The organism is Chitinophagales bacterium, from assembly GCA_020636535.1.
Taxonomy (GTDB): Bacteria; Bacteroidota; Bacteroidia; order Chitinophagales; family JADIYW01; genus JADJSS01.
This window is the reverse complement of record JACJXT010000011.1, coordinates 569139-593958: the sequence shown is the minus strand read 5'-3', so window position 1 is coordinate 593958 and position 24820 is coordinate 569139. Positions and strand designations below refer to the sequence as shown.

The window sequence follows — 24820 nt, the reverse complement described above, 5'->3', positions numbered from 1 at the left end:
CTCTGATGGGAATTAATGCTATTGGGACACGAACCAATGCTATTGATTAACTATCGGCTTTAGGTTATTAGAAAGATTCTGAAATGAATTCAGAATGAAAGTTGATTTGTAAGTTACTTCATCATTATATATACAAACCAAAGTAATTGTTTATTCTATTCTTTTTATTGTTTTGTGAGGACACGAAACAATGCTATTGATTGTCACGATTTTGTTCGTGCTTCCTTCCAAAGTTTTGTAAAGACAGTTTAATTTAATTGCATCAGAGTTTTCTTCAAATAACTCTGATGCAAACCAATGCTATTGGGACACAAACCAATGCGATTGATTAACTATCGACTTTAGGTTATTAGAAAGATTCTGAAATAAATTCAGAATGAAAGTTGATTTGTAAGTTACTTCATCATTATATATACAAACCAAAGTAATTGTTTATTCTATTCTTTTTATTGTTTTGTGAGGACACGAACCAATGCTATTGATTGTCACGATTTTGTTCGTGCTTCCTTCCAAAGTTTTGTAAAGACAGTTTTTAATTGCATCAGAGTTTTCTTCAAATAACTCTGATGGGAATTAATTAGAAAGATTCTGAAATAAATTCAGAATGAAGTTTGGTTATTAGTTTACTTCAACATTATTATAAACATAGAGCAAGAAAATGGAATTCAGTCTTTATCTACTTTCTTCTGGTAGTTTCTCTTTTTTTTCTGGATTCCAGATTTCATCGTCTTGGTTATTATTGTCTTCTGATTTATCTTTTTTAGACGATGATTTTTTCTTTTTGCCTTCTATTTTTCCAAATCCAATGTTTAGGTACATATCAATTCCTGTAAATTCTTTTTTGGCAAAAGCAGTAATTAAATTTCTAGAACCTACTGTAAATTGTGCTAAACGAATGCCTGCTCCAGCGTTAAATCCGTTGTATTTATTCCAGTTCATTGGTAAGAACGCTGAAAAAATTCTAGTTTCAAATCTTGGTGTTAAAGAGATATCGGTTGGTGCATTGGCTTTTGCATCGCCTTTTTTATAGTTGAGTACATTGAATTGAAAATTAGAATTGATATAAAATTTTGGTACTACTTGAAAATCGACAAATACATTTAGTGCTGTTGGTAAATTGATTTTTTGTTTTCCTGTTGGAATGGTTTTCGTTCCTAATGAGTCTAAAATTTCATCTATGTTTTTAGTATTGCCTTCATCATCAACTAAATGTTCTGCTGGTACATTTCTATTGTTTCCAATAAATGTTCTACTATTTTTTCCAAGTGTATATTTATTTTTTCCTATGTCGTTAACAGAAAATCCTGCTAATAAATAATGGTCGTTGCTATTGTCTTTTTTTAATTCGTAGATAGCTCCAACATCAATACCAAATCCATTAATACCAAATTTATATTTGAAGCCATCATCTACTCTATCTGTTAGATAAAAATCGAATTGTGATTCGCCAACATTAATAGCACTGTCTGATATTGAAGTATACACTTTAGAAAAATTAATATTATTAGCTCCAAATTGTGCATTAAAAATGTTTGTAAGTAATTTTGCATTTGCTCCAAGGTGTATAGCATGTTTATCACCAATATTTATACTTCTTGAATATCCAAAATAGATTTCGTGATAAGCATTGACTGCACCAGAAGCTCTTTCGTTACTAAAACTTGGTAGCCAGTTTAAAATATCTTCAAAATCGTTGTATAGAGAATAGACTAAATCTTCATTAAAATCGTTGAATGTTGCGTTCATTTTTGCTCTAACGCCAATAGAAATTCCATTGTTTTTAATATTGAAATATGCTGCTGGTCCTTGAATACACGCTTCTATTAACATGTGTTTTCTTTTGCCATCTAAGATTTGTTTTAAAGAAGTGGCTCTATCAAAATTGCTAATTAAATCTTTTAAGCTTCCATCTAGTGCAAAATAATTGTTTCCGACATTGGCATCAAATCCTATTAAATTAACTTGCCATTTTACATCGCCTGCAATTGGCATTGCAGGATTTATATAAGAAGACAGAATTGCATCTTTTGTAGAATAATGAGCTCCGTTAAAAGCTTGTGCTATGATTTTATTACTTAATCCAATTAAAATAATTAAGATAAAAAAATATTTTTTCATAAACTATGTATTTTTAATGCTGATATTTAGACAACTGAATTTTCTTTTTCTTTGGACATTTTTTCTTTTTACCACTACTAAATCCTACTGCTTCTGGATTATATACATTTTTTGGTTTGCATTTTTTATGCTGCGTTTTAGCATACTTCTTGGTGTACACTGCTTTATTGTCTGCATTTAGTAATGATGTTCCAAAACAAACAAAAATCAATAGAAAAAATAATACTTTAATTTTCATGTTATAGTTTTTTACAAACATAACGAATTATTCTACCAATATATTGCTAGTAGTATTAATATAGTATTGATTGATTGCTAATTAATTAAGTACTATGTCTTTTTTAACATTCTTTTTAGAAACTACTTTAGGTTGAACATACTCAACATTGTATTTCGACGAATCGAAAAATAAAGTTCTTGCTCTAAACTCGAAAGTAAAACCTGGCCAAAGTGTCGTATTTTTTCCGTCTTTAGTTTTATACCAGCTTGCACAACCACCTTGACTCCAAACTGCTTTGTTTAATCTTTTTTGAATAGCTGCATTATAATCGTCTTGCACTTTTTGTTTTACATCTATTGATTTAACTTTTTTGTTATTATATGTTTTTAGTGCTTCTATAATATAATGCACAGAATGTTCTATCATTAAAATCATAGAGCTATGACCTAAACCTGTATTTGGTCCAATGACCATAAATGCATTTGGAAATCCTGCAATAGAAACACCCAAATATGCTTCTGCACCTTTTTCATCCCAAATTTCTTTTAGGTTGTTGCCATTTTTCCCAATAATAGGAAATGGTGCAACATCTTCAGACGCTTTAAATCCAGTAGCAAAAACAATTAAATCGAACTCGTGTTGTTTGCCATCTTTCGTTTTAATTCCTTTTGAAGTGATGGCATCAATACCTTCTGTAACGACTTCTACATTATCTCTATTTAATGCTGGATAATAATCATTAGACAACAAAATGCGTTTGCAACCAAGCGTATAATTTGGTGTTACTTTTTCTTGAAGTGATTTATCTTTCACTACTTTTTTAATGTATTTTTCTACTTGTGGTTGTACTAGCTTCATTACTCTTTGGTCGATTACGAAACCTGTAGCAAATAGTTCGTTTCTTACAAACAAAGCATTTCTATATAGTTGTTGTGTTATTGGTAAATATTTGAACAATGTTTTTTCTACAGTAGAAATTTCTCTGTCTGGCTTTGGAATTACCCAAGATGGTGTTCTTTGAAAAACACTTAGTGATTTTACTTTTTTGGCAATAGCTGGAACTATTTGTATGGCACTTGCTCCAGAACCAATAATGGCTACTCTTTTATTGCTATAATCGTAGTCGTGATTCCATTGAGCAGAGTGAAATTTTTCTCCTTTAAAAGAGTTGATGCCTTTGATATCTGGAAATGCAATTCTACTTAAACCTCCACCAGCAATGATAACTTTGTTGGCATGATAAGTTTTGCCTTGTTTGGTTTTTAATGTCCATGTACCATCTTCTTCGTTGTACTGTGCATGATTGACTTCTGCACTTAAATGGACATTAGGTCGTAAGTTATATTTATCTACACAATGATTGGTGTACTCTAAAATTTCTTCTTGTGTGCCAAACATTTTCTTCCAATTTGGATTTGGTTCAAAAGAATATTGATATAAGTGAGAATGTACATCGCACTCGGCACCTGGATAAGTATTGGCATACCAAGTTCCACCTAACTCTGGATCTCTTTCTAGCATAATGAAGTTGTTGTTGTTAGCTTCTTTTAGTTTGATGCCCATACAAATTCCACCAAAACCAGTACCAATGATTAGAATATCTGTGTTGTAAGTACTCATAGTTTGCATTTTATTTATAGCAAGTTACTAAATGGAATGTAAAATCTACTAAACAAAAGTTAAATATGCTTTGGTGCATTTTTATTCAAAGTGTATATTTTATAGCACTGATAAAAGCTTAGTATATATATAATTTGTAACAAATAAAAAACTGTCATTGAAGTATAATGAAAGAGTTCATAGATTCCTTCTTTCGAAGGAATAATGCTTTAAGTCGATTTAACAATACTTTGTTCATTTTGTCTTGACACAAAACGAACCAAAAAGTCAAGAAGCATTTAAGGCAATTTTGCTTTTCTCTATTTCTTCTTTTGGTGAAGCAAACCGATGATAAATTTGTCTCTACATGCTTATTGCTCGTACCTCACAATGCAATTTCGAGACATTTATATCTATTGCTAAAAATGCTTCAACGCTAAACTGCTTTGGTCTGTGCTTTTTATTTATTATTTTAAATAGATAGTTAGTTTATAGATGAATTAATATAAATTAAAATAACATATTAACTATTAAAATGTTTTTGTTTTAGCCAAATGCTTAGTAGCTTTTTCTGTAAGTCGTTTAAATTATTTTTTATTGCTATTTGATAGCTTATTTTTTTGCTTGCACTAATAGTTGTATCATAAGTTTTTAGCAAGCCATCTCTATTTACTAAAATATTTATTTTTTGATTAATATACTTTGATTGTATAATATCAGATAAATTATTATTAAGAGCAACTCCATCTATTGCAATTATTTCGTCGTTTACATTTAAAAAGCCATTGCTTTGATTGTAAATACTATTTTTTTGAGTGATAGTAGTTTTATTAAACTCGTTCTTTATGCTAATGCCAAGTGTAGGTTTACTATCGGTAATGGTATTGAGTGTTAAACCAATTTGCTCAAAATATTTTTCAAAATCGTTAAAGCCAGTTTGATGAATATATTTTTGTATGTAGGTAGCAAAATCAATTCCGGCAATATTTGAAAGTGTGTTGGTAATATCTGCTTCAGTAATGCCTTTGTTTTTATCTTTTAGATAATCGTTATACAAGCTTCGTAAAACAAAATCGAAATTGCGTTCGCCACCAGTTGCAATCATTGTAATAAAATCAAACAACATTACTACAACAGCTCCTTTTGTATAGTAACTAATTTGTGTGTTGTTGGTATTTTCATTTTTTCTATAGTATTTAATCCAAGTATCAAAACTTGCTTCTGCTAATGTTTGAATATTATTGCCTGGCGTATTAATAACTACATTTAAGTTATTGGCTACAATTTTTAAATATTCTTCTTGTGTATGAATACCTGCTCTGTAGCAAATTAAATCGTCGTAATAACTGGTAACGCCTTCAAAAAACCAAAGCAAATCGGTATACATTTCATTGGTATAATCGTAAGGAATAAAGCTACTTGGTTTGATGCGTTTTACATTCCATAAATGAAAGTACTCATGTGCTAGTAAACTCATGGTTTGTCCGTATTTATCTTTACTGTAATTGTTTCTCGGCACATTATTTACCGAACAGTATTTGTGTTCTAGTCCTCCATAATTTGTAGCAGAATGATGTATAATAAACAAGTAATTATCGCAAGGATTGGAAGTAAAAATTTCGTTTTCTACCGCAATAATTTTTTCTAAGTCTTTGATGAATGTTTCTTTTTGCATATTGCTTTCACCAAAAACACTCACTTGGTGTGGTACATCATCAACTGTAAAGTATAAGTTTTCTTGATTGCCAATTTCGATTGGACTATCTACTAATTCATCATAATTATCTGCTTTTCGGTGCCATTCATTTCCTGCTACTTTTTTAAGCGAAGTTGCAATTTTAGTATAATTTTTAGGTACTTCAATAATAATTTCAATAGGTAGATTTTCATTGCCTTTTACATAAAAGAATGTAGCAGCACCTGTTAGAAAGATCAATTCATCGTTAATAAAATTATTACGAACGCCCCATTCAAAACAATAAACAGCATAAGCAATAGTAATTTCATTTTTATTATTGATAGGTATAATCCACGAATTTTTATTTTGTTTTTGTAGAACTGTTTTATTATCGTCTTCTAATAAAACAACTTGGTCAATATTTTTAGCATACTCTCTAATTAAATAAGATCCTGGTGTCCATGTTGGCAAACAAAGAAGTAGTTTATCATTAGAAATATTGATATCTGAAATAGATAAAACAATATCTACATAGTTGTTGGTATAGTTATTAAATGATATAGTATAGTTTAATTTCATTTTTGGCATTGGGTTGCTAATGTAATTAAAAATACAGACAATTAAAGCCAAAATATTTTTTATAAGAAATGATAAAATTTAAAAAATAAAAGATATATTTGCAGCATAATCCTTTTTATAGTATTTATTACTGCCCTAAAATATTCCTAGCATGCTAAACAAGAACTCCTATAAGCGTTTTATCCTTAGTCTAATCTATTTAACTTTTTCTTTTGCTATACCTGTAAAAACAAATGCTCAAATGGTTAATGGATATACTAATGCCTTTACCTTAAGTTCAAATACTAGTACTGTAAGTGTAAATACTACTACGGCAAAACACTTGAGTATTAAAAATGACTCTACAGATATTTATCCGAACACCCAGATTAAGATAATTTTTCCAAAATTATATTCTGACTTTGCTTATGATGGCATGAATTTGTTTCCGTTTATTTTTATACCAGCCAATATTAGAGCAGGTTATTTAAAAGCAACTATTAATAATAAAGCACAACAAATAACATCTGTTAATTTATTACGAGCAGAATTTACCAATCAAAATTTGCAAAGCTATAACATAGAACATGATGATAAAGGTTCGATTGTAACCATTAAATTACTAGATACTTTAAAAACTGGAACTTCATTAGAAATAATTTATGGTGCTAATGGCAACGGCACTTTTACAGGAAATAGAGGTTATGCTTATGAAGATCAATATAGAGTTTTATGTAATTTTAATACTAATAATTACTTACTTAATACTACTGCTCAATCGTTTAAAGTATTGCCAGACTCTAATAATTTAATTTTAAATGTGGTACTACCAAGTATAGCTAAAAAAAATGAGCCAGCTATACTAAAATTAATGATAACAGATCGGTTTACTAACATTGTAAATGTAAATAATAAGACTATTGGTATAAATGTTCCTAATAATGTAAATTGTACTAACACCATTCAAATTAATAATTCTAATCACATTGATGTACCTATAACATTTTTAGAAAATGGCATCTATCAAGTAGAATGTATTTTAAATGGCAAAATATATAAATCAAATTTTACTTTGGTAGATGATAAATTGAGCAATATTTATTGGGGCGATTTTCACTCACACACAAAATACAGTAGAGATGGTCTTGGTGATAACTCTTTAAGTTATGCTAGAAATTCTGATGGATTAGACTTTAGTGCTGTAACAGATCATAGCGATGGCAATCATCCTGATACATTTGGTGTCAATTATTTTGAATGGTCGTATCAATTAAATCAAGCAGTACAATTTCATCAACCTAATAGATTTATACCATTTGTTGGTTTTGAAAATAGTTTAGCATTTCCATCTAATCATCATAATGCTATTTTTAATTTTAATGATAATAATCTTTTTTCTATTCCAAGATGGGGACGAAGTAACTGTCCTACCATTCAATCTATGTATCAGCAAGCAGACTTGTTACCAAACGATATTCAAACATTAATTATTCCACATCATACTGGCAAATGTTTTAGCTGTGTAGCTAATAGCTGTACGGTACCAATGGGATTTAGTGGTACATATGGAAATGCTAAGTACAGAAGATTAGCAGAAGTCTATTCTGTTCATGGTTTAAGCGAATATTACGATGACAATCATCCTTTATCATACACTAATAATTCTGGAAATATTAATTTTTGTGGTATTAAAGGTTCTTTTATTCAAGATGGATGGACAAAAGGTGAACGACTTGGACTAATTGCAAGTGGAGATAATCATGTAGGACAAACTACTTTTAGAACACAAGGTGGTGGTGCAGCCGTAATTGCAGATACATTAACTAGAGATGCTTTGTTTCAAGCACTTTATAATAGACATACTTATGCTACCACTGGCGAACGAATAATTTTAAATTTCATTATAAATGATAGTTTAATGGGTAGCGAAATGATATTGAATACTGATACTTTACCTAAGTTAGATATACTATGTATTGGAAGCGATGAATTAGACTATCTTGATGTTGTGAAATGGAATTTTACTAGTGGAATATATAGTAATGACATTCCTCAGTTTGAAGTTATTAAAAGGATTTATCCAAAGCAAATACCAAATGTTATTCAATACACGATGATTGATGCAGCATTTACAGAGAACTGTATGTACTACATCAGAGCTAAACAAAAAAATAAAGTCAACAATACAGAAGTTTGGGCGTGGAGTAGTCCTATTTGGATTGATAAAAACTTTACTACGACACATACAACACTAGATTCTATTTTTAATTTTAATGCTATCACTATTCAAAACGGAAATTTAGTGAGTTGGTCTGTTCTTAACGAAGCAGGAATTGATTATTATATAGTAGAAAAATCGACAGATAGTATAAATTTTATTTCACTAGATACTATTGTTACTACTCGCACTGTATTTTTAGATACCACTTATCATTATATAGACAATGCTACAACCAATTGTACTTATTATAGATTAAAAATAGTAAATTATAATAACCAAATTTCTTATACTAATATTATAAAATTATGTGATGATACAGAAGACAGTATTTTTCAGTTTAGTGTGAATGAGCTTTCCGACAGAATTAATTTACAGTGGAATGCTAAACAAGAAACTGCAACCAGCTATAATATATATAGAAGCAAAATACATGAAAACTTAGTACTGTTAGATGATGTTTCAAGAGTTGGAATGACTTATCAAAATTATAATTACGATGATTTTTTACCAATTAAAGATTCTTCTATTTATCAAGTTGTAATGTCATTACCAAATGGTTCATTCAAAATATCCAACACAGATACTTTGTATTTTATAATGGATAGCGTAGTTGATTTTCATGCTATGTTAAGTAACGATTCGGTTTATTTAGTTTGGAAAAATATTCACGAACACGAAACCAGTAGTTTTGAATTAGAGAAGAAAACACATAGCAACGACTTATTTGAGCTGATGTTAGAATTTGTGCCACAGTTTGGTTTGTTTGACACTTTAAATTATGTTATAGTAGATGATATGCCAAATTTTGGTTGGAATTACTACCAGCTAACACAAAATAAATTCAACGAAAAATATAGAGTTGTTGGAATGGATTCTGTTTTTATAACCAATACTGCTACTATCAAAAATATTAGTAAAAATATTACTTTTAGAGCAATAGAAAATTTGGTAGCAGAAGGCAGAAATCAGTTGTTTATTGAAACGAATACTACTAAAAATTTAAACGGACAAATTAGAATTATTGATATTAGTGGTCGTACACAATACGAACAAGCTATTACTATTAAGAGTCAAGATAAATATATTTCATTACCAATTGCAAATTTAGGAACAGGCGTGTACTATGTTATTTATTCTGATGATGATGTATTGCTTAAAACTAGTTTTCTAGTAATGCTAGGACATTAGTTTGCACTGATTAACGATTTAATTTCTGCTACCATGGTTTCATTGTACCAATCGATGCCTTCTACTTTTGCTTCTACTAATTGTCCGTTTTTATCTAACAAATAAGTGGTAGGAAAACGATGAATGCCAATACTTTTTAATGCTTTTTCGCTTTTGTAAAAATCTAATGTACTATTGTGTTTGGCTTTGAATGCATTAATTTTTTCCCAAGATTCATCTGTTATCATTAAAATTTGAAGTTCCTCTTTGCTAAATGTTTGTTGTAATTGCATCAACTCAGGTTGTTCTCTAATGCAATCGCCACACCATGTTTGAAAATAACTGACTATCATTACTTTGCCTCTATAATTTTCTAAGTTGATAAACATACCATCTTGCTTCTCTAATTTTGTTTTGTCTATTGGAATTGGTGGTGCTTTTTTAGTTGAAAATTTATAATATATAAATCCAAGTAAAATTAAAATGAGTGTTATAGTGATTATCTTATTCATATTATTATTTGATTTCCTTAACATAAGATTTCGGTCGGTGAAGACACCAACCGATAAATAAATATTTTTACTACCTACTTTTATCTTGGTACAAAAGTAGCAAAAACTATAAATAGTTTTTATTTTCCACTTTGCCTTGATACAAAGTGGAGCAAAAATCAAGAAGTCTTTTAAGGCAATTTTGCTTTGTTGCACGCTGCAAATCGTTGACAAATTTGTTTCTTCATGCTTATTGCTCATACTTCGCAATGCACTTCCGAAACATTTGCAACTATTGCTAAAAAAGACTTCCAAGCAAACGAAACGCTACAATTAAAATATTTTTTTATTTATGTTAATTAAATATATGATTAATTAATTGTTGTGCATTATCTAAATTATGATATTGTAGTAATGCTTGTTGTCTATCTAACAAATTTTGTTGCGTAAAGTTTTGTTGTAGCAATGCTTCAATTGTTGTAGTATCACATTCATCTATGCGTAGCACTTGATTTTCTAGATTGCTGCCAACACAACCACCTTCGTTCGACAAACAAAATCTGCCATTAAATAAAGTGTTGACCAATTTAAGTTTAACACCAGTTGGCGAACCAGCAACAGCTAAACAACATTGTGCATTTTGTATAAGTGTTTGCAATTCATCATCTGTTGGATTTGGAATTAATTGGATATTGGATTTATTTTTGACAAAATTTATTAAGGATTGGTCTGGATTTTTACCTGCAATTTTAATTGGAAAATCGATGTCTTTTAATTCATTTTCTAGTAGTGAAATGATAGATGCATAATTATCTATGACCGACAAATTGCCATGATATAAGATGTAATTGCCTTTTCCTGTTTTACAATTTATAGTTTCGTTTGGATGAAAAACTGGAATAAAATGGATATTTTTTTCTGGAAATTTGTTTTTGTAATAGTCGTAATCTGTAGTAGATAAGCAAGATAAAATATCAGCATGTTCAAAAACAGCATCGTAGTTTCTTAATTTTTTATATTCTGAATAAAAGTATAATAATGATTTTATACTAAATTCTGAATGAAACAATGTATTGTAATAAATCCATTCGATATTGTGTAGTCGAATTATTTTTTTTCTATTTTTTAATTTTTCGTGATTGATAAAATAAGTAGTGTGTGTAGCATCAAATAAAATTGGATAATCATCTTGTAGTAAATTTTGTAGCAATGCTTCATTGGCTCTTGATTTCACTACAAAAGGAATTTTAGATAATAAGTTAGTAAAACTAGTATCTCTTTTATAATAATAAATTTTATTACAATATTGATTTAATTCATTTTGTTCTATTCTATCGTTATAAGTAAAGCAATGCAAAATTATATTTACACCTAATTGATGTAATCCTTTGATTTTATAAAATTCTTCCATAGCACCACCATAGTTTGCTGGAAAAGGAACATCAAAACAAATAATATGTATATTTTTAGTCATTGTAATATTTATATTTCTTTAATAATTTTACAAGGATTACCATAAGCCAACACATTATCTGGTATATTTTTAGTTACTACGCTTCCTGCTCCAATAGTAACATTATTGCCAATGGTAACGCCAGGAAAAATTATAGTATTGCCACCAATCCAAACATTATCGCCAATAGCAACTGGTAATGCATAAGTAATGTACCTATCATTAATTATTCTTTCTGTAGCTTTTAATGGATGCGTTGCTGTATAAATTTGTACGCTTGGAGCAATAAGTGCATTTTTTCCTATGGTAATTAAATTGCTATCTAGAAAAACGCAATTGGCATTGATAAATGAGTTGTTGCCAATAGCAATATTATAACCATAATCGCAATAGAAAGGAGCTTCTATCCAAACACCATTTCCTTTGAATTGCAGTAATTGCTTTAAACAATTTTCTTTAAGTGTGGCATCATCTGAAGCAGCGTGATTAAATTGTTGTAGCCACTTTTTAGCATGATGATAGTCTGCAATTAGTTCATTATCTCTGGTATTATAATGGTTTCCGTTTAACATTTTTTGCTTTTCCGTCATATACTTAATTAAAATAAATTATTATAAATATTAATTAACTGAATTGATTCTTTATTCCAATTTAATGCTTGTGCTGCTTCAATACAATTAAGTTTTAGTTGTATGTATTTGTCTTCATCTTGTATTAATTTATTCAAGGCATCAACAATAGTATGAATTTCTAAATTATCAACCATTACTGCTATATTGTATTGTTCGTTGTAGTGAATATACTCAGGAAATGCAATGGCAATTTGTGGAACTTGTGCTTGTATATAATCAAAAAATTTATTAGATAAAGAATAATAATAACTTAATCCTCTGTTTTCTAATAAATTAATTCCTACAAAAGCATTTTGAGTATACGCAATAATTTCTTTTGGTGTTTTTCTTCCTAATAAAAAAACTTTGTCTTGTAGTTGATATTTTTGAATGATTGCTTCTAATTTTGGTCGCATAATTCCATCACCAATAATATATAAAGGAATATTATTGATATACATCATTGCTAATAACATTTCTTCTAAACCTCTTCCAATATTCAAATTTCCTTGATATAATAAATATTTATTTTTTTCATTTATAGATGTTTTGTTTTTGTTTTCAAAAGGTACATTTCTAATGACTTCAAATTTTTTGTTGTACTTTTTGGTAAAGATATTGGCTAAGCTATCGCATACAGTATAAGCTGCATCTACTTTTGGTATGGCAAACTGTTCTAGTTTTTGCCATACGCTTTTTACAAATGGTTTGTTTACAATCTCTGTAGATTCTGAAAAATATTCATGTGCATCAAAAACATTTTTTTTATTTCTAATTTTTCCTGCCAATAAAACTGCTAGTAAAGTATCAGCATCACAAGCACAAAAAATGTCTGCTTTAATAAATAATAATTTAAAAAATAATGCGATGTTTAGTACTGCATAAAATAAAAATCCGTTGTTGAACCACAATTTTATTCTTTTGGTTTCGTAGTTTCTTTTGTCTATAGGCATTGAGTTTGGTAGTAATCGTCCAATAAGTGTTACTTTATATTGACTACTTAATGTTGAACAAATTTTATGCATTCGTTGGTCGAAACTAATATCGTTGCTTACTGTAAAAATGATATGTTTATTTTCGTTTGATTTCATTTTTTTCGTTCATTATTAAAATCTGTTCGTCTAATAATTCTCTAATTACCAATTCGTAGTCGTGCTTCTCAAAATGTTTTTTTGGTATAATATCATTAATGTTTATCCAAACATCTGTAGAAATACTTAATATATTTTTCTTGATTTCTTTTAGCTTTTCAGTTTTCTGTGCATTGTATTTTTTTTCAAGGCACACATCACATTGTCCACAATCATTAATTTCATCACCAAAATAAGTACATATTATTTTTTGTCTACAAATAGCTGTGTTTTCAGTATAATTTATAATTGCATTTAATTGTTCAGTAGCAATATCTTTTCTTTTTTGTAGATATGCTGTATCAAACAACAAACTCTGTTCTGGCAATCGTTCTTCTAAGAAAGTAATTTGTGGTTTATCGGTTTGTGGCAAATAGTGGATAATATTTTGTTTGTTCAAATAATTAAGTTGTTGAACGATAGAAGATTCATCTGTTTTTAAAAATACAGCTAAATCTTTTTCTTTGATATTGGTATAAAATTCTAAAATTCCACCATAAGCTCGTAGCAATGCTTTAATAATTTCATTGTACTTTGGATTTTTAATTTGGTAATTGTACAACGACATTTTATCTACAGTAAACTTTAGTCGTGCTGGAATCATTACACTTTCGTTTAGTTGCATATAATTGGCTTGCTCTAAAATTTTTAAGCTATTATACACTACGGCAACTTGCTTGTTAAATAACTTTGAAAAATAATATATATCAAATTCTTTAGTGTTGAACTTTCCATTTCCTAATGCAATATTGTAGTGATTAAATACTGCGTTGTAAATCTGTTTCACTTCTTCAATTGGTGGAAATTTCTGTGCTATATTTTTAGTTAAATTTTCTTTATCATCATCTGTATATAATAAAATAGCATACGATTTTTTGCCATCTCTTCCTGCTCTTCCTGCTTCTTGATAATACGCTTCTAAATTTTCTGGAATATCAATGTGTATTACAAAACGCACATCTGGTTTGTCAATTCCCATTCCAAATGCATTGGTACAAACAATTACCTTAGTTTTATTAGCAATCCAGTTGTTTTGTTTTAAATCTCTTGTCGGTGTATCTAATCCAGCATGATAAAAATCGGCACTAATTTTATTTTTTTTTAGATAATCGGCTATGACCTGAGTTTGTTTTCTATTGCGAACATAAATAATGCCACTTCCTTTAAGTTGTTCTATAATTTCTAAAAGCTTAGGTAGCTTTGCCGTTTCATGTCGTACTACAAAACTAATGTTCTCTCTTAAAAAAGATTTCTTAAAAACTTGATTGTGATTAAAATGTAGTTTTTCTTGTATATCTTTTTGAACTATTGGTGTAGCACTTGCAGTAAGTGCTAATACTGGTACGCTATTATGATATTCACGAATATTGGCAATTTCTAAATACGGTGGTCTAAAATCGTAACCCCATTGCGAAATACAATGTGCTTCATCAACAGCAATTAAATTAACAGGCATGTCTTTAAATCGTTCTAAAAAAATATCTGTTTTTAAACGCTCTGGGGAAACATACAAAAATTTATAATAACTAAATACTGCATTATTTAATATAATATCAATTTCTTGATAAGACAATCCACTGTAAATAGCGGCTGCTTTAATTTCTCTTTGTTTAAGTTGATGTACTTGGTCTTTCATCAAAGCAATTAAAGGCGAAATAACTATACAAATGCCATCTTTCATCATTGCTGGCACTTGAAAACAAATTGACTTTCCTCCACCAGTTGGTAATAATGCTAAGGTATCGTTTCCATCTAACACACTCTGGATAATGTCTGCTTGTAATGGTCTGAATGCATCATATTTCCAATATTGTTTTAATATGTCTTGTGGTGTTTGCAAACTACGCACGATTTTATGTAAATTGCCTAATATTTTTACTAAGATATGAAAAGACAAGCTATTGCTCCTAGTGAATTAATTTTAAATGAAGATGGAAGTGTTTATCACTTGAATTTATTACCTGAAGATATTGCGACTAACATTATTTTTGTAGGCGATCCAGAACGAGTGCCTAAAGTGTCGCAGTATTTTGATAGTATTAGATTGAAGAAAACGAAGCGAGAATTTGTTATTCATACTGGAAGATTAGGCAATACGGAATTGACTGTAATGTCGACTGGAATGGGAACAGATAATATTGATATTGTGATGAATGAGTTAGATGCTTTGGTAAATATTGATTTATCTACGAAAATGATAAAAGATGAATTAACCAAATTAAATATAATTAGAATTGGCACTAGTGGTGCTTTGCAAGCAGAAATTCCTGTTGACAGTTTTTTAGTAAGTGAGTATGCTGTTGGTTTAGAAGGTTTAATGAGTTTTTATCATTATGAAGAAAACAATGAAGAAAATAGTATTAGTAATTGTATAATAAAATGTTTAAGTGATTTGAAAATTCCTATTACCACTACTACTTGTTCTAGTGAATTATTAAATAGCTTGGCTAAAGATATTTACAAAGGCATTACTTTAACTAATGCAGGATTTTATGGTCCACAAGGTAGAGTTTTGCGTTTGCCTACCAAGCAACAAAACTTTTTAGATGAGTTAGCTCAACGCTCTGTTTTGAATGATCGCATGATTACCAATTTAGAAATGGAAACGAGTGGTATTTATGGTATGGGAAAATTATTAGGTCATCATTGTATTTCGTTTAATGCTATTTTGGCCAATAGAGCATTGGGTGAGTTTAGTAAAGATACTAAAGCTCCTGTAGATAAATTGATTAAAACTATTTTAGAACGGTTATCTTGATTAAAAAGTAAGGTAAGAATATTTATATTGTTTCGTGTGACACAAAACAAAGCATAGATTTATAACACAGACTTCATTCCGAACTTGTTTCGGAATCTACTTTTATAACGGATTCTGAATTAAACCTGCCTACTGCAAACAGATTCAGCATGAGAACTACATAATTTTGGTATAATGAGAATCTTCGCTTCATAAACTACACTCAGATTGACGACGAATACCAGAAACAAAAAATGCCTCACAAAATTGTAAGGCATTAAATATAATTTTAAAGTAGTAATGCTTATTTTTTTACTACGATTTTTTCTTTGATTCTTGCTGCTTTTCCTTTTAATTCTCTGATGTAGAAAATTTTAGCTCTTCTTACTTTACCTACTTTATTCACTTCAATTTTTTCGATGTTTGGTGAATTGATTGGAAAAATTCTTTCTACACCTACACCATTAGAAATTTTTCTTACCGTAAATGTTTTAGTCATTCCACTTCCGTTGATTTGTAAAACATTACCTTTAAAGATTTGGATTCTTTCTTTGTTTCCTTCTTTAATTTTATAGTGTACATCTATATTATCACCTGCTTTAAACTCAGGATGCTGGTTTGCAGTAATCAATGTTTGTTCTAATTCTTTTATCTTATCCATGATACTTCGATTTAAAGAGAGTGCAAAGATACAATATTATTTTTAAATGTCAATATTAATTAATTTATATCAAGCTTTTTGTACAACTCTGGTCTGCGTTCTTTGGTTCTTTGTAGTGATTGCTGATATCGCCAATCATCTATAAGTTTATCGTTGCCACTTAATAAAACTTCTGGTACTTTCCAACCATTATATGCTGATGGTCGTGTATACACTGGTGGTGCTAATAAATTATCTTGAAATGAGTCTGACAAAGCAGATGTTTCGTTGTTTAAAACACCAGGAATTAATCTTCCAACTGCATCTGCAACAATAGCAGCAGCAATTTCGCCACCAGATAAAACAAAATCACCTATAGAAATTTCTTTGGTAATAATGTGTTCTCTAACTCTTTCATCGATGCCTTTATAATGTCCACACAATAAAATTAGGTTTTTATATAAAGACAATTGGTTTGCCATTGCTTGATGGAACAATTCACCATCTGGCGTTAGAAAAATAATTTCGTCGTACGCATTTTTTTCTTTTAGTTGATTGATACAATTGATGATTGGTTCTATCATTAATACCATTCCTGCACCACCACCATATTGGTAGTCGTCTATTTGTTGATGCTTGTATTGTGTATAATCTCGTAAATCGTGTAAATGAATAGACAATAAATTATTGTTTGCTGCTCTCTTTAAAATAGAGTGTTCAAAAAAACTATTTAATAAGTTAGGAACTGCTGCTATAATATCTATTCTCATAATTGTAAGTCTATAATGCCTTCTGGCAAAGTTACTACAATTGTTTTTGTTTTATGATTAATGGATTGAACAAAGTCTGGATGCAATGGAAGTAGTATTTCATTGTTGTTGTGTGTACTTTTTATCATTAGCTGACTTGGATATTCTATGATATCTTGAATAATGATATTTGTTTTAGAAGTTTTGTCTTTTAGTGTATATCCAACTAATGCTAATAATTCTTTTGTTGGATTTTTTTCTTGGATGTTTTTTGCATCTACTTTAATTGTTTTGTTCGACAATCGTTGAGCTGCATCTTTCGTTGTAATGTCATCTAATAAAACAATAGCATGATCATCTGCTACAATTTCTTTTTCTACAATTTGATAAGGTACTTCATCAATAAATAAGAAGTTGACTTTTTTTTCAAAATCGTTGATGTAATGTGATGCTATAAAAATTTTTATAGCACCTTGTACGCCATGTACTTTTAGTGTTTTACCTATTTCGATTAATGTTAGCATATAAAAAAATAATCTCGACACAAATATATGTCGAGATTATCAGTTAAATCAAAAAATAAACTGTTTATTCTTAACAATCAACTCGTCATTCTTCAAAAAATCGTAGTCTGTATGAAGAAAGATTCCGTATATTTTTCAAACTTCAAAATTACGGAATGACGAAGTGTTAATTTATTCTTCTGTTTTTTCTTCAGCTGGTGTTTCTTCTACTACTTCAGTAGTTTCCACCACTTCTTCTGTTTCAGCTGGTGTTTCTTCTGTAGTTTCTTCTACTACTTCTTCTTCAACAGCTACAACTTTTGCTGGTGCTTCTACAGATTTTCTAATTTGCTCTAATTTAGCAGCATCTGCCTTGCTTTTGTGAGCATCAATTTTGTCTGATTTAGCATTTAACCACTCTTCAAACTTAGCTTCTACATCATCAGCATTTACTACTCCTAATTTTACACCTCTTAATAAGTGTTTTTTGTAAACTGCTCCTTTGTACTTTAAAATTGCATTTACTGTATCAGTTGGTTCTGCTCCAGTTTGTAACCAGTGTACTGCTCTGTCTAAATTTAATTCGATACTTGCAGGAATTGTTGTTGGATTGTAAGTTCCTAATTGTTCGATGAACTTACCATCTCTTCTTGCTCTACTATCTGCCACTACAATTTTGTAGAATGGTTTTCTTTTAGAGCCATGTCTTTGTAATCTAATTTTCGTTGCCATATAAAAATATGTTTGTTGTTTTTAATGCTCGTTTTGTATAAAAATAACGGTACGAGTTTTAAACCGAAGTGCAAAAATAGTGATTTATTTTTATTTGTGTCTGAAAATGTGCTTAGTAATGAAAAATTAATTTTTTGGTACTAGCTTCAAACTAATAGAATTGATACAATATCGTAAACCTGTTTTGTCTTTTGGTCCGTCTTCAAAAACATGACCTAAATGCGAACCACAATTGGCACACAATACTTCTGTTCGTATCATACCATGACTATTGTCTTTCTTAGTAATGACAGCTTTAGAATTAGCTGGATCATAAAACGCTGGCCAACCACAACCAGAATGATATTTGGTATCTGAAGTAAATAACAAAGCTCCACAAGCATTACAATGATATTCGCCTACAGTTTCTGTATCGGTGTATTCACCAGTAAAAGGTCGTTCGGTACCAGCTTCTCTTAATACACGATACGCTTCATCGGATAAGAGTGCTTTCCATTCTTCGTCTGTTTTTTGTACATTATAGTCCATAGTCGCAATATTTTTTTGGTGTTGACAAGCATTAAACAGTATCAAAATTAAAAAAATTAGATAGAACTTTTTACCTTGCATGGGTTTTAAAATTGTTCATTAATACAAACAAGTAAAGTGTTAAAAAGTTTAGCTAAACAATTGGTTTTATTCGCTCTTATAATTATAGGCAACACTATTCATGCTCAAAATGAAAAATATTTAGATGTGCCTAAGTTGAGTAGTGATGCTACAGTAAGCTTACTGACCGTTGGCTCTGGGACAGAAATTTATCAGTTGTTTGGACATACTGGAATAAGAATTACTGATCCGAAATTTGGTTGGGATTTGGTTTATAACTATGGTACTTTTAATTTTGGCGAACCTAATTTTGTACAAAAATTTATTCAAGGGAAACTACTCTATTATTTATCGATAGATACTTACGCTGAGTTTGAAACCATGTACAAAGAAGAAAATAGGTCGATAACTGAACAAAATATAGTTTTAGATAGTGTTCAAAAACAAAGATTATTTGAAGCATTAACTATTAATGCTAGAGATGAGAACAAATATTATAGATATGATTTTTTAGCTGATAATTGTTCTACACGACCTAGAGATGTTTTATTGGCAGTAATTGGTGGACAAAATAAATCGAAATTTAAGTTTGGCAAAGATGCAGACGATAATAGTTCGTATAGACAGTTAATAGATAGACACAATTTTAATGAATGGTTGGATTTTGGAATGGATTTGTTAATTGGTTTGCCTACAGATAAAAAAGCTGGTTTTGGTAGAACTTTTTTACCAGAAGAATTGATGCAACTGTTTGATAATACAACTTATGATGGAAAAAAAATAGTAAGTAGTAATTCGTTGATTTTAGATAAAATTCCAGAACACATTCGCAAACCTTTTATTTCTCCAGCATTAGTTTTTTGGTTGTTGTTTTTGATTTTATTTATTATGCAAATTAAAAGAAAGACGGTAAAACGATGGAAAGTTTTTCCTGCCATCTATTTAAGTATACTAGGAATTTTAGGTTGGTTTTTATTATTTATGTGGTTTGGCACTGACCACACTTCTACCAAATGGAATTTGAATTTATTATGGGCAATGCCTTTAAATTTTCCATTGGCATTTTTTATGTTGCGAGAAAAATCGCCGAATTGGATATTGATTTACTTTAAAATTTATAGAATTATCTTAGCAGTATTAATTATACTTTGGTGGTTAAATCCGCAAGAATATCATAAAGCAGTATTTCCAATAATACTCATTGCTATTATATTGGTTTCTCGATTTTTACCAATACCAACTTCTGCAGACTTATCGTCTATGAATAGAGTAAAAGGGAATTAAACTCTCCAACACAATTACATATTTCTTATTAACTTTGATAAAAAAAGAGGTATGCAGATTTTTTCTATTGATACAGGTTATTTTAAACTAGATGGTGGTGCCATGTTTGGCGTTGTTCCAAAAACAATGTGGCAAAAACTAAATCCACCAGATGAAAATAACTTGTGTACTTGGGCAATGCGCTGTTTACTCATTCAAGACAAAGACAAATTAATACTAATCGACTCAGGTATTGGCAACAATATTACACCACAATATCAACAACGATATTTTACTTTTGGAGAAGATACACTAGAAAAATCTTTAGCTAAACATGGTTTTTCTACTGAAGATATTACTGATGTCATTTATACACATCTACATTTCGACCATTGTAGTGGTGCTTTAAACAGAAGTGATGATGGCACACTATCTCTAAAATTTCCTAATGCCACTTATTGGACAAATAACGAACATTGGAATTGGGCAATGGAACCAAATCCGAGAGAACAAGCTTCTTTTTTAAAAGAGAATCTTAACTTTTTACTAAATAGCAATCAACTAAAATTTGTCGATAACGAAGAATGGTCATTTACAAATATTGAGTACGAGCTAATGTATGGTCACACACATGCTATGATGATTTTTCATATTTATAAAGACGACCAAACTATTTCTTATTGTGCCGATTTAATTCCTTCGCATCATCATATAAAGCTACCATATATAATGGCATACGATGTGCAACCACTAGAAACATTAAAAGAAAAACATATCTTTTTAGAAAAAGCACTAGAAAATAATCATATATTAGTATTTGAACACGATAAAGACATAGAAGCATGTACATTAAAAAGAACTGAAAAAGGCATAGTATTTGATAAATTAATTAGTATTAATGAAATATAAACCCTTACTTTTTTTATTGCTGATAGTAGTTGCATTTACTACTAAAGCACAGTCTGTTGCTAAAGGCGAAAGCTTAATGAACGACTATAAATATGCTGAAGCAATTGTAGAACTCAAGCCAATTGCAGATAAAGGCAATAGCTCTGCTATAAGAAAAATTGCAGAATGCTATATGAAAGTGAATGACTATGTAAATGCTGAAAAATATTATAGCATAGTAGTAGCAGACAAAAATGTACTAAGTAAACATTTACTAAGCTATGCAGAAATGTTGATGTACAATGAAAAATATACTGAAGCAACGAAGCAACTCAACCTATTTTTAGAAAGAGAAAAAACCAATGTTAAAGCCATAGAAAAAGCTAAAAAAATGTTGCTTTCTTGTGATAAATCTTTAACTCACAAAGACACTACCAACAGAAAATTTGAATTTTACAATCTTAAAGCACTTAATTCTGTAGCTTCTGATTTTAGTGCAATTAGCTATCAAGATAGTGCTATATTATTTACATCATCAAGAGCTGGAAAAATTAATGCTTGGGACGGTAACAGCTTTGCACAAGTATATATTGCTGAAAAAATAAATGACACTGCTTATAATATCGAACCATTAAATGGTGTTATCAATACAAAAAATTACAATAGTGGACCAGCTTGTATCGATACAACACAAACAAAAATATATTATACCAAAAATAATTTTCAATATGGCGATGCGATTACCAACAAAAAAGGTGATGTAACACTAAAGATTTTTGAAGCCAATTTAAAAGGCAACAACACTAAAGATTTTAAAGAGCTAGAATTTAACGATAAAGAATATTCTTGTGCTTATCCTACAATAAGTAAAGATGCGTTGTTGATGTTTTTTACTTCTGACAGAGCTGGTGGTTTTGGTGGGAAAGATATTTATTATAGTATAAAAAAAGGTGGTGTTTGGTCGAAACCAAAAAATGCTGGACCAATTATTAATACAGAAGGTGATGAACGCTATCCATTTTTAATGGAAGATGGTAGTTTGTATTTTTCTAGTAATGGACATGCAGGTTTTGGTGGAATGGATATTTTTGTTGCGAAAAGAAATTTATTAAATGAGTATGCTGTGGTAGAGCATCTTGGTGAACCATTTAATAGCAATGCAGATGATTTTGGTTTTTACTTAGACAATAATTATAAAAAAGGATTTATCTCTTCTAACAGAAACGGTGGTTTAGGTTTAGATGACATTTATGCTTTTGAATATTTTGATATTCCGACTACAATAAACATAAAATTTGAAAATATATTTTTAGATAGTATTAAAATATCAATTGTAGATAGTGCTACACAAACAATCACTACAGATTCTATTAATGGAAATGCTTATCATATATTACTACAACCAAATAACTCCTATTTTATAAGTGTAGAAAAAGAGAATTTTATAAAGAACGACTTCACAATTATTACAACACAACAATTACAACCTATTAACAAAAACATTTATCTCACAAAAAAAGAAGAAGAGTAAAAATTTGTGTATTTTTAATACATGTTAAAACGCATTTTCTTATTAGTAGTTATATCTACTACACTTTTACTTAATAATTGTCAAAAAGAAAATTCGTGTAATTTATCTGCTGATGATGAACAAAAAGTTGCTATACTCAATTCATTGTATGAGCAATTGCAGACAGATACCACACAATTTTCTATAGCAGACAGAAACTTATACTTGCAAATCAGAGCAATAGCGAATGATGTTGATGCATTACAAGATAATATAACAAGCAATATGTCGCATAAAGAAAAATACAATACAATAAGAGCTAATATGCAAAAAAAGATAGCAGCAGTTGTAGCGTTATCAAATGCACATTTTAATAATAATGAAGCGTATTTAATTCTTTGTAAAAATGCATTTGCAGTAATGAGTTACGATGCATTAGAAAGACAATATCCAAAATTTTTATGGACAAAATTAGGAATCTTTGCTGCCAACGAAGTTAGAGCTGGTTTAGTTTTAGCATTATCTGTAAAAAGTGATATGTTGCGAAATCACATTGATATTCCAATTAACAATATTCCGGCAACAAATATTCTACAATTAGCTTCCGAAGCATTGATAAGTGGACAGTTAAATGTACTAACAGATATTGGTTCTTTAGTGATACTCAATGAATATGGCAACGAAGCATTAAGTAACGAAAGTTGGCTAACCATAGAAGCAAGAAAAGCATTTCAATTACAACACTTAGCAGAAGAAGCTTATAACAATTGTGAACAAGAAAAGTACTACGATTTACAAACTAAAGCAGCCATACAATTTGGTGCTCATGAACAAATTTATGTTTTACAACCAGTTTGGGACGATGACATCTTACAAAACTTAGCAGCTATAAACCAATTATTATTAGCTGTTAGTGATGGACAAATTGCTTTTTTTGGTGAAATATATTTAGGTGTCAATAAAACAAAAACTAAAAAAGGATATACTGTAAAGTTTCCATATCAAAGTTACGACTTAGTTAATCCAGTACATAGAGTAGAAGTAGCAAGAAACGGATTTAACACACTTAATCAATTACGAAAAAACAAAGATTGGTCTTATTGGCTAGATGAATCACAAATAAAAATTGGCTACTTTTTAGATGTTTATTACCCAACAGTTGAGTTGTTGTAAAATATCATTAAGTCGTTAGTTTTTTTATTGCTGTTATATTACAAACAAAAAAGCCATTGATAAAAATCAATGGCTCTGTATTTTTTATGGTGATACTAATTAATCTCTTCGTAAAAGTAATGATAAGTAGTACAACAAAGTTACTAATGAACTTAATGCCGCTACTACATAAGTCATGGCAGCCCATTTTAATGCATCTTTTGCTTTTTCGTGTTGCTGACTTGCCATAATTCCTGTTCCATCTAACCATTTTAATGCTCTGCTAGAAGCATCAAATTCTACAGGAAGTGTAATGAACGAAAACAATGTGGTCATTGCAAACATAGCAACACCTATTGCTAATACAACTGGACTTTTAGTTACTGCCAATACACCTAAACCTGCTAAGATGATCCATTGCATGTACCTTGAGCTTACGCTAACCATTGGCACTAATTTAGAACGCATGGTTAACCAGTTGTATGCTGTTGCATGTTGTACTGCGTGTCCACATTCGTGTGCTGCTACTGCTGCTGCTGCAACATTGGCTTCTGCATACACCCAATCGCTAAGATTTACGGTTTTATTTGCTGGATTATAATGGTCGGTTAATGCACCTGGCGTAGAAATTACTTGTACATCTGTAATTCCATTGTCGTATAACATTTTTTCTGCAATTTCTTTACCAGTTAATCCAATTGGTATTTGAGAATATTGCTTAAATTTTGATTTTAGACGATAGCTTACCAACCAACTAACGCCCATTAAAATTATAATTAATAAATATAGCATGTTTTTGTTTTTTTAGTATA

At 29.8% G+C, this 24820-nt stretch carries 21 protein-coding genes; 6 read left to right on the top strand and 15 right to left on the bottom strand.

Going from position 1 to position 24820, the window contains the following annotated elements:
• Positions 1 to 672 precede the first annotated feature (672 nt).
• The 4 genes from H6553_02935 to H6553_02920 all read right to left on the bottom strand — a co-directional run bounded on the left by H6553_02935 (position 673) and on the right by H6553_02920 (position 6194).
• Positions 673 to 2118, bottom strand: a complete 1446-nt coding sequence (locus tag H6553_02935; GenBank protein MCB9032773.1) for a hypothetical protein — start codon at positions 2116 to 2118, stop codon at positions 673 to 675.
• 13 nt (positions 2119 to 2131) lie between these two features.
• Entirely contained in the window at positions 2132 to 2356 is a 225-nt protein-coding gene (locus H6553_02930; GenBank protein ID MCB9032772.1) for a hypothetical protein, read from the bottom strand.
• An 81-nt stretch (positions 2357 to 2437) separates the two neighbouring features.
• Positions 2438 to 3958: an NAD(P)/FAD-dependent oxidoreductase gene (locus H6553_02925; GenBank protein MCB9032771.1), complete on the bottom strand. Its 1521-nt coding sequence runs from the start codon at positions 3956 to 3958 to the stop codon at positions 2438 to 2440.
• 502 nt (positions 3959 to 4460) lie between these two features.
• Complete coding sequence (locus H6553_02920) at positions 4461 to 6194, bottom strand: M61 family metallopeptidase (GenBank protein MCB9032770.1); 1734 nt, start codon at positions 6192 to 6194, stop codon at positions 4461 to 4463.
• Positions 6195 to 6435: 241 nt separating this feature from the next.
• Here H6553_02920 and H6553_02915 point away from each other — a divergent pair, with 241 nt between their 5' ends.
• A complete protein-coding gene (locus H6553_02915) occupies positions 6436 to 9582 on the top strand; it encodes a DUF3604 domain-containing protein (protein MCB9032769.1) in 3147 nt (1048 codons plus the stop codon).
• On the opposite strand, the gene H6553_02910 is transcribed toward H6553_02915, so the two are convergent.
• From H6553_02910 to H6553_02890, 5 genes are all read right to left on the bottom strand, one after another.
• On the bottom strand, positions 9579 to 10073 hold the full coding sequence (locus H6553_02910) for a TlpA family protein disulfide reductase (protein ID MCB9032768.1): 495 nt from the start codon (positions 10071 to 10073) through the stop codon (positions 9579 to 9581). The genes H6553_02915 and H6553_02910 overlap by 4 nt on opposite strands.
• Before the next feature lie 334 nt (positions 10074 to 10407).
• Positions 10408 to 11526, bottom strand: coding sequence for a glycosyltransferase (locus H6553_02905; protein MCB9032767.1), 1119 nt, complete (start codon positions 11524 to 11526; stop codon positions 10408 to 10410).
• Positions 11527 to 11534: 8 nt separating this feature from the next.
• Positions 11535 to 12095: a sugar O-acetyltransferase gene (locus tag H6553_02900; GenBank protein MCB9032766.1), complete on the bottom strand. Its 561-nt coding sequence runs from the start codon at positions 12093 to 12095 to the stop codon at positions 11535 to 11537.
• An 8-nt stretch (positions 12096 to 12103) separates the two neighbouring features.
• Positions 12104 to 13207 carry a glycosyltransferase gene (locus H6553_02895; protein MCB9032765.1) on the bottom strand — a complete coding sequence of 368 codons (1104 nt, stop codon included), beginning with the start codon at positions 13205 to 13207 and terminating at the stop codon, positions 12104 to 12106.
• Complete coding sequence (locus H6553_02890; protein MCB9032764.1) at positions 13188 to 15086, bottom strand: RecQ family ATP-dependent DNA helicase; 1899 nt, start codon at positions 15084 to 15086, stop codon at positions 13188 to 13190. Before H6553_02890 ends, H6553_02895 begins: the two co-directional genes overlap by 20 nt.
• 45 nt (positions 15087 to 15131) lie before the next feature.
• Here H6553_02890 and H6553_02885 point away from each other — a divergent pair, with 45 nt between their 5' ends.
• A complete protein-coding gene (locus tag H6553_02885) occupies positions 15132 to 16004 on the top strand; it encodes a nucleoside phosphorylase (protein MCB9032763.1) in 873 nt (290 codons plus the stop codon).
• A gap of 283 nt (positions 16005 to 16287) precedes the next feature.
• Here the strand turns inward: H6553_02885 and rplS are convergent, their stop codons facing one another.
• From rplS to msrB, 5 genes are all read right to left on the bottom strand, one after another.
• Positions 16288 to 16644, bottom strand: coding sequence for a 50S ribosomal protein L19 (gene rplS, locus H6553_02880; GenBank protein MCB9032762.1), 357 nt, complete (start codon positions 16642 to 16644; stop codon positions 16288 to 16290).
• A 59-nt stretch (positions 16645 to 16703) separates the two neighbouring features.
• Entirely contained in the window at positions 16704 to 17393 is a 690-nt protein-coding gene (gene trmD, locus H6553_02875; protein ID MCB9032761.1) for a tRNA (guanosine(37)-N1)-methyltransferase TrmD, read from the bottom strand.
• On the bottom strand, positions 17390 to 17896 hold the full coding sequence (locus H6553_02870; protein ID MCB9032760.1) for a hypothetical protein: 507 nt from the start codon (positions 17894 to 17896) through the stop codon (positions 17390 to 17392). Before H6553_02870 ends, trmD begins: the two co-directional genes overlap by 4 nt.
• Before the next feature lie 171 nt (positions 17897 to 18067).
• Positions 18068 to 18607 carry a 30S ribosomal protein S16 gene (gene rpsP, locus H6553_02865; protein ID MCB9032759.1) on the bottom strand — a complete coding sequence of 180 codons (540 nt, stop codon included), beginning with the start codon at positions 18605 to 18607 and terminating at the stop codon, positions 18068 to 18070.
• Between the two features lie 126 nt (positions 18608 to 18733).
• Positions 18734 to 19135, bottom strand: a complete 402-nt coding sequence (gene msrB, locus H6553_02860; GenBank protein ID MCB9032758.1) for a peptide-methionine (R)-S-oxide reductase MsrB — start codon at positions 19133 to 19135, stop codon at positions 18734 to 18736.
• A 117-nt stretch (positions 19136 to 19252) separates the two neighbouring features.
• Between msrB and H6553_02855 the strand changes: the two genes are divergently transcribed.
• Genes H6553_02855 through H6553_02840 form a run of 4 tightly spaced genes read left to right on the top strand, consistent with a single transcriptional unit; the run spans position 19253 to position 24029 of the window.
• Positions 19253 to 20479 carry a DUF4105 domain-containing protein gene (locus H6553_02855; protein MCB9032757.1) on the top strand — a complete coding sequence of 409 codons (1227 nt, stop codon included), beginning with the start codon at positions 19253 to 19255 and terminating at the stop codon, positions 20477 to 20479.
• Positions 20480 to 20530: 51 nt separating this feature from the next.
• Positions 20531 to 21367: an MBL fold metallo-hydrolase gene (locus H6553_02850; protein ID MCB9032756.1), complete on the top strand. Its 837-nt coding sequence runs from the start codon at positions 20531 to 20533 to the stop codon at positions 21365 to 21367.
• Complete coding sequence (locus tag H6553_02845; GenBank protein MCB9032755.1) at positions 21357 to 22877, top strand: PD40 domain-containing protein; 1521 nt, start codon at positions 21357 to 21359, stop codon at positions 22875 to 22877. The genes H6553_02850 and H6553_02845 overlap by 11 nt, the downstream gene beginning before the upstream one ends.
• Before the next feature lie 21 nt (positions 22878 to 22898).
• Positions 22899 to 24029, top strand: a complete 1131-nt coding sequence (locus H6553_02840) for a hypothetical protein (protein MCB9032754.1) — start codon at positions 22899 to 22901, stop codon at positions 24027 to 24029.
• Positions 24030 to 24128: 99 nt separating this feature from the next.
• On the opposite strand, the gene H6553_02835 is transcribed toward H6553_02840, so the two are convergent.
• Positions 24129 to 24800 carry a zinc metallopeptidase gene (locus H6553_02835; protein MCB9032753.1) on the bottom strand — a complete coding sequence of 224 codons (672 nt, stop codon included), beginning with the start codon at positions 24798 to 24800 and terminating at the stop codon, positions 24129 to 24131.
• Positions 24801 to 24820 lie beyond the last annotated feature (20 nt).

What these genes read in the sequence shown, in the direction of transcription:
- H6553_02935 (MCB9032773.1), bottom strand. Translation starts at nt 2,118, where the DNA reads ATGAAAAAATATTTTTTTATCTTAATTATTTTAATTGGATTAAGTAAT.
- H6553_02930 (MCB9032772.1), bottom strand. Translation starts at nt 2,356, where the DNA reads ATGAAAATTAAAGTATTATTTTTTCTATTGATTTTTGTTTGTTTTGGA.
- H6553_02925 (MCB9032771.1), bottom strand. Translation starts at nt 3,958, where the DNA reads ATGAGTACTTACAACACAGATATTCTAATCATTGGTACTGGTTTTGGT.
- H6553_02920 (MCB9032770.1), bottom strand. Translation starts at nt 6,194, where the DNA reads ATGAAATTAAACTATACTATATCATTTAATAACTATACCAACAACTAT.
- H6553_02915 (MCB9032769.1), top strand. Translation starts at nt 6,436, where the DNA reads ATGGTTAATGGATATACTAATGCCTTTACCTTAAGTTCAAATACTAGT.
- H6553_02910 (MCB9032768.1), bottom strand. Translation starts at nt 10,073, where the DNA reads ATGAATAAGATAATCACTATAACACTCATTTTAATTTTACTTGGATTT.
- H6553_02905 (MCB9032767.1), bottom strand. Translation starts at nt 11,526, where the DNA reads ATGACTAAAAATATACATATTATTTGTTTTGATGTTCCTTTTCCAGCA.
- H6553_02900 (MCB9032766.1), bottom strand. Translation starts at nt 12,095, where the DNA reads ATGACGGAAAAGCAAAAAATGTTAAACGGAAACCATTATAATACCAGA.
- H6553_02895 (MCB9032765.1), bottom strand. Translation starts at nt 13,207, where the DNA reads ATGAAATCAAACGAAAATAAACATATCATTTTTACAGTAAGCAACGAT.
- H6553_02885 (MCB9032763.1), top strand. Translation starts at nt 15,132, where the DNA reads ATGAAAAGACAAGCTATTGCTCCTAGTGAATTAATTTTAAATGAAGAT.
- rplS (MCB9032762.1), bottom strand. Translation starts at nt 16,644, where the DNA reads ATGGATAAGATAAAAGAATTAGAACAAACATTGATTACTGCAAACCAG.
- trmD (MCB9032761.1), bottom strand. Translation starts at nt 17,393, where the DNA reads ATGAGAATAGATATTATAGCAGCAGTTCCTAACTTATTAAATAGTTTT.
- H6553_02870 (MCB9032760.1), bottom strand. Translation starts at nt 17,896, where the DNA reads ATGCTAACATTAATCGAAATAGGTAAAACACTAAAAGTACATGGCGTA.
- rpsP (MCB9032759.1), bottom strand. Translation starts at nt 18,607, where the DNA reads ATGGCAACGAAAATTAGATTACAAAGACATGGCTCTAAAAGAAAACCA.
- msrB (MCB9032758.1), bottom strand. Translation starts at nt 19,135, where the DNA reads ATGGACTATAATGTACAAAAAACAGACGAAGAATGGAAAGCACTCTTA.
- H6553_02850 (MCB9032756.1), top strand. Translation starts at nt 20,531, where the DNA reads ATGCAGATTTTTTCTATTGATACAGGTTATTTTAAACTAGATGGTGGT.
- H6553_02845 (MCB9032755.1), top strand. Translation starts at nt 21,357, where the DNA reads ATGAAATATAAACCCTTACTTTTTTTATTGCTGATAGTAGTTGCATTT.
- H6553_02840 (MCB9032754.1), top strand. Translation starts at nt 22,899, where the DNA reads ATGTTAAAACGCATTTTCTTATTAGTAGTTATATCTACTACACTTTTA.
- H6553_02835 (MCB9032753.1), bottom strand. Translation starts at nt 24,800, where the DNA reads ATGCTATATTTATTAATTATAATTTTAATGGGCGTTAGTTGGTTGGTA.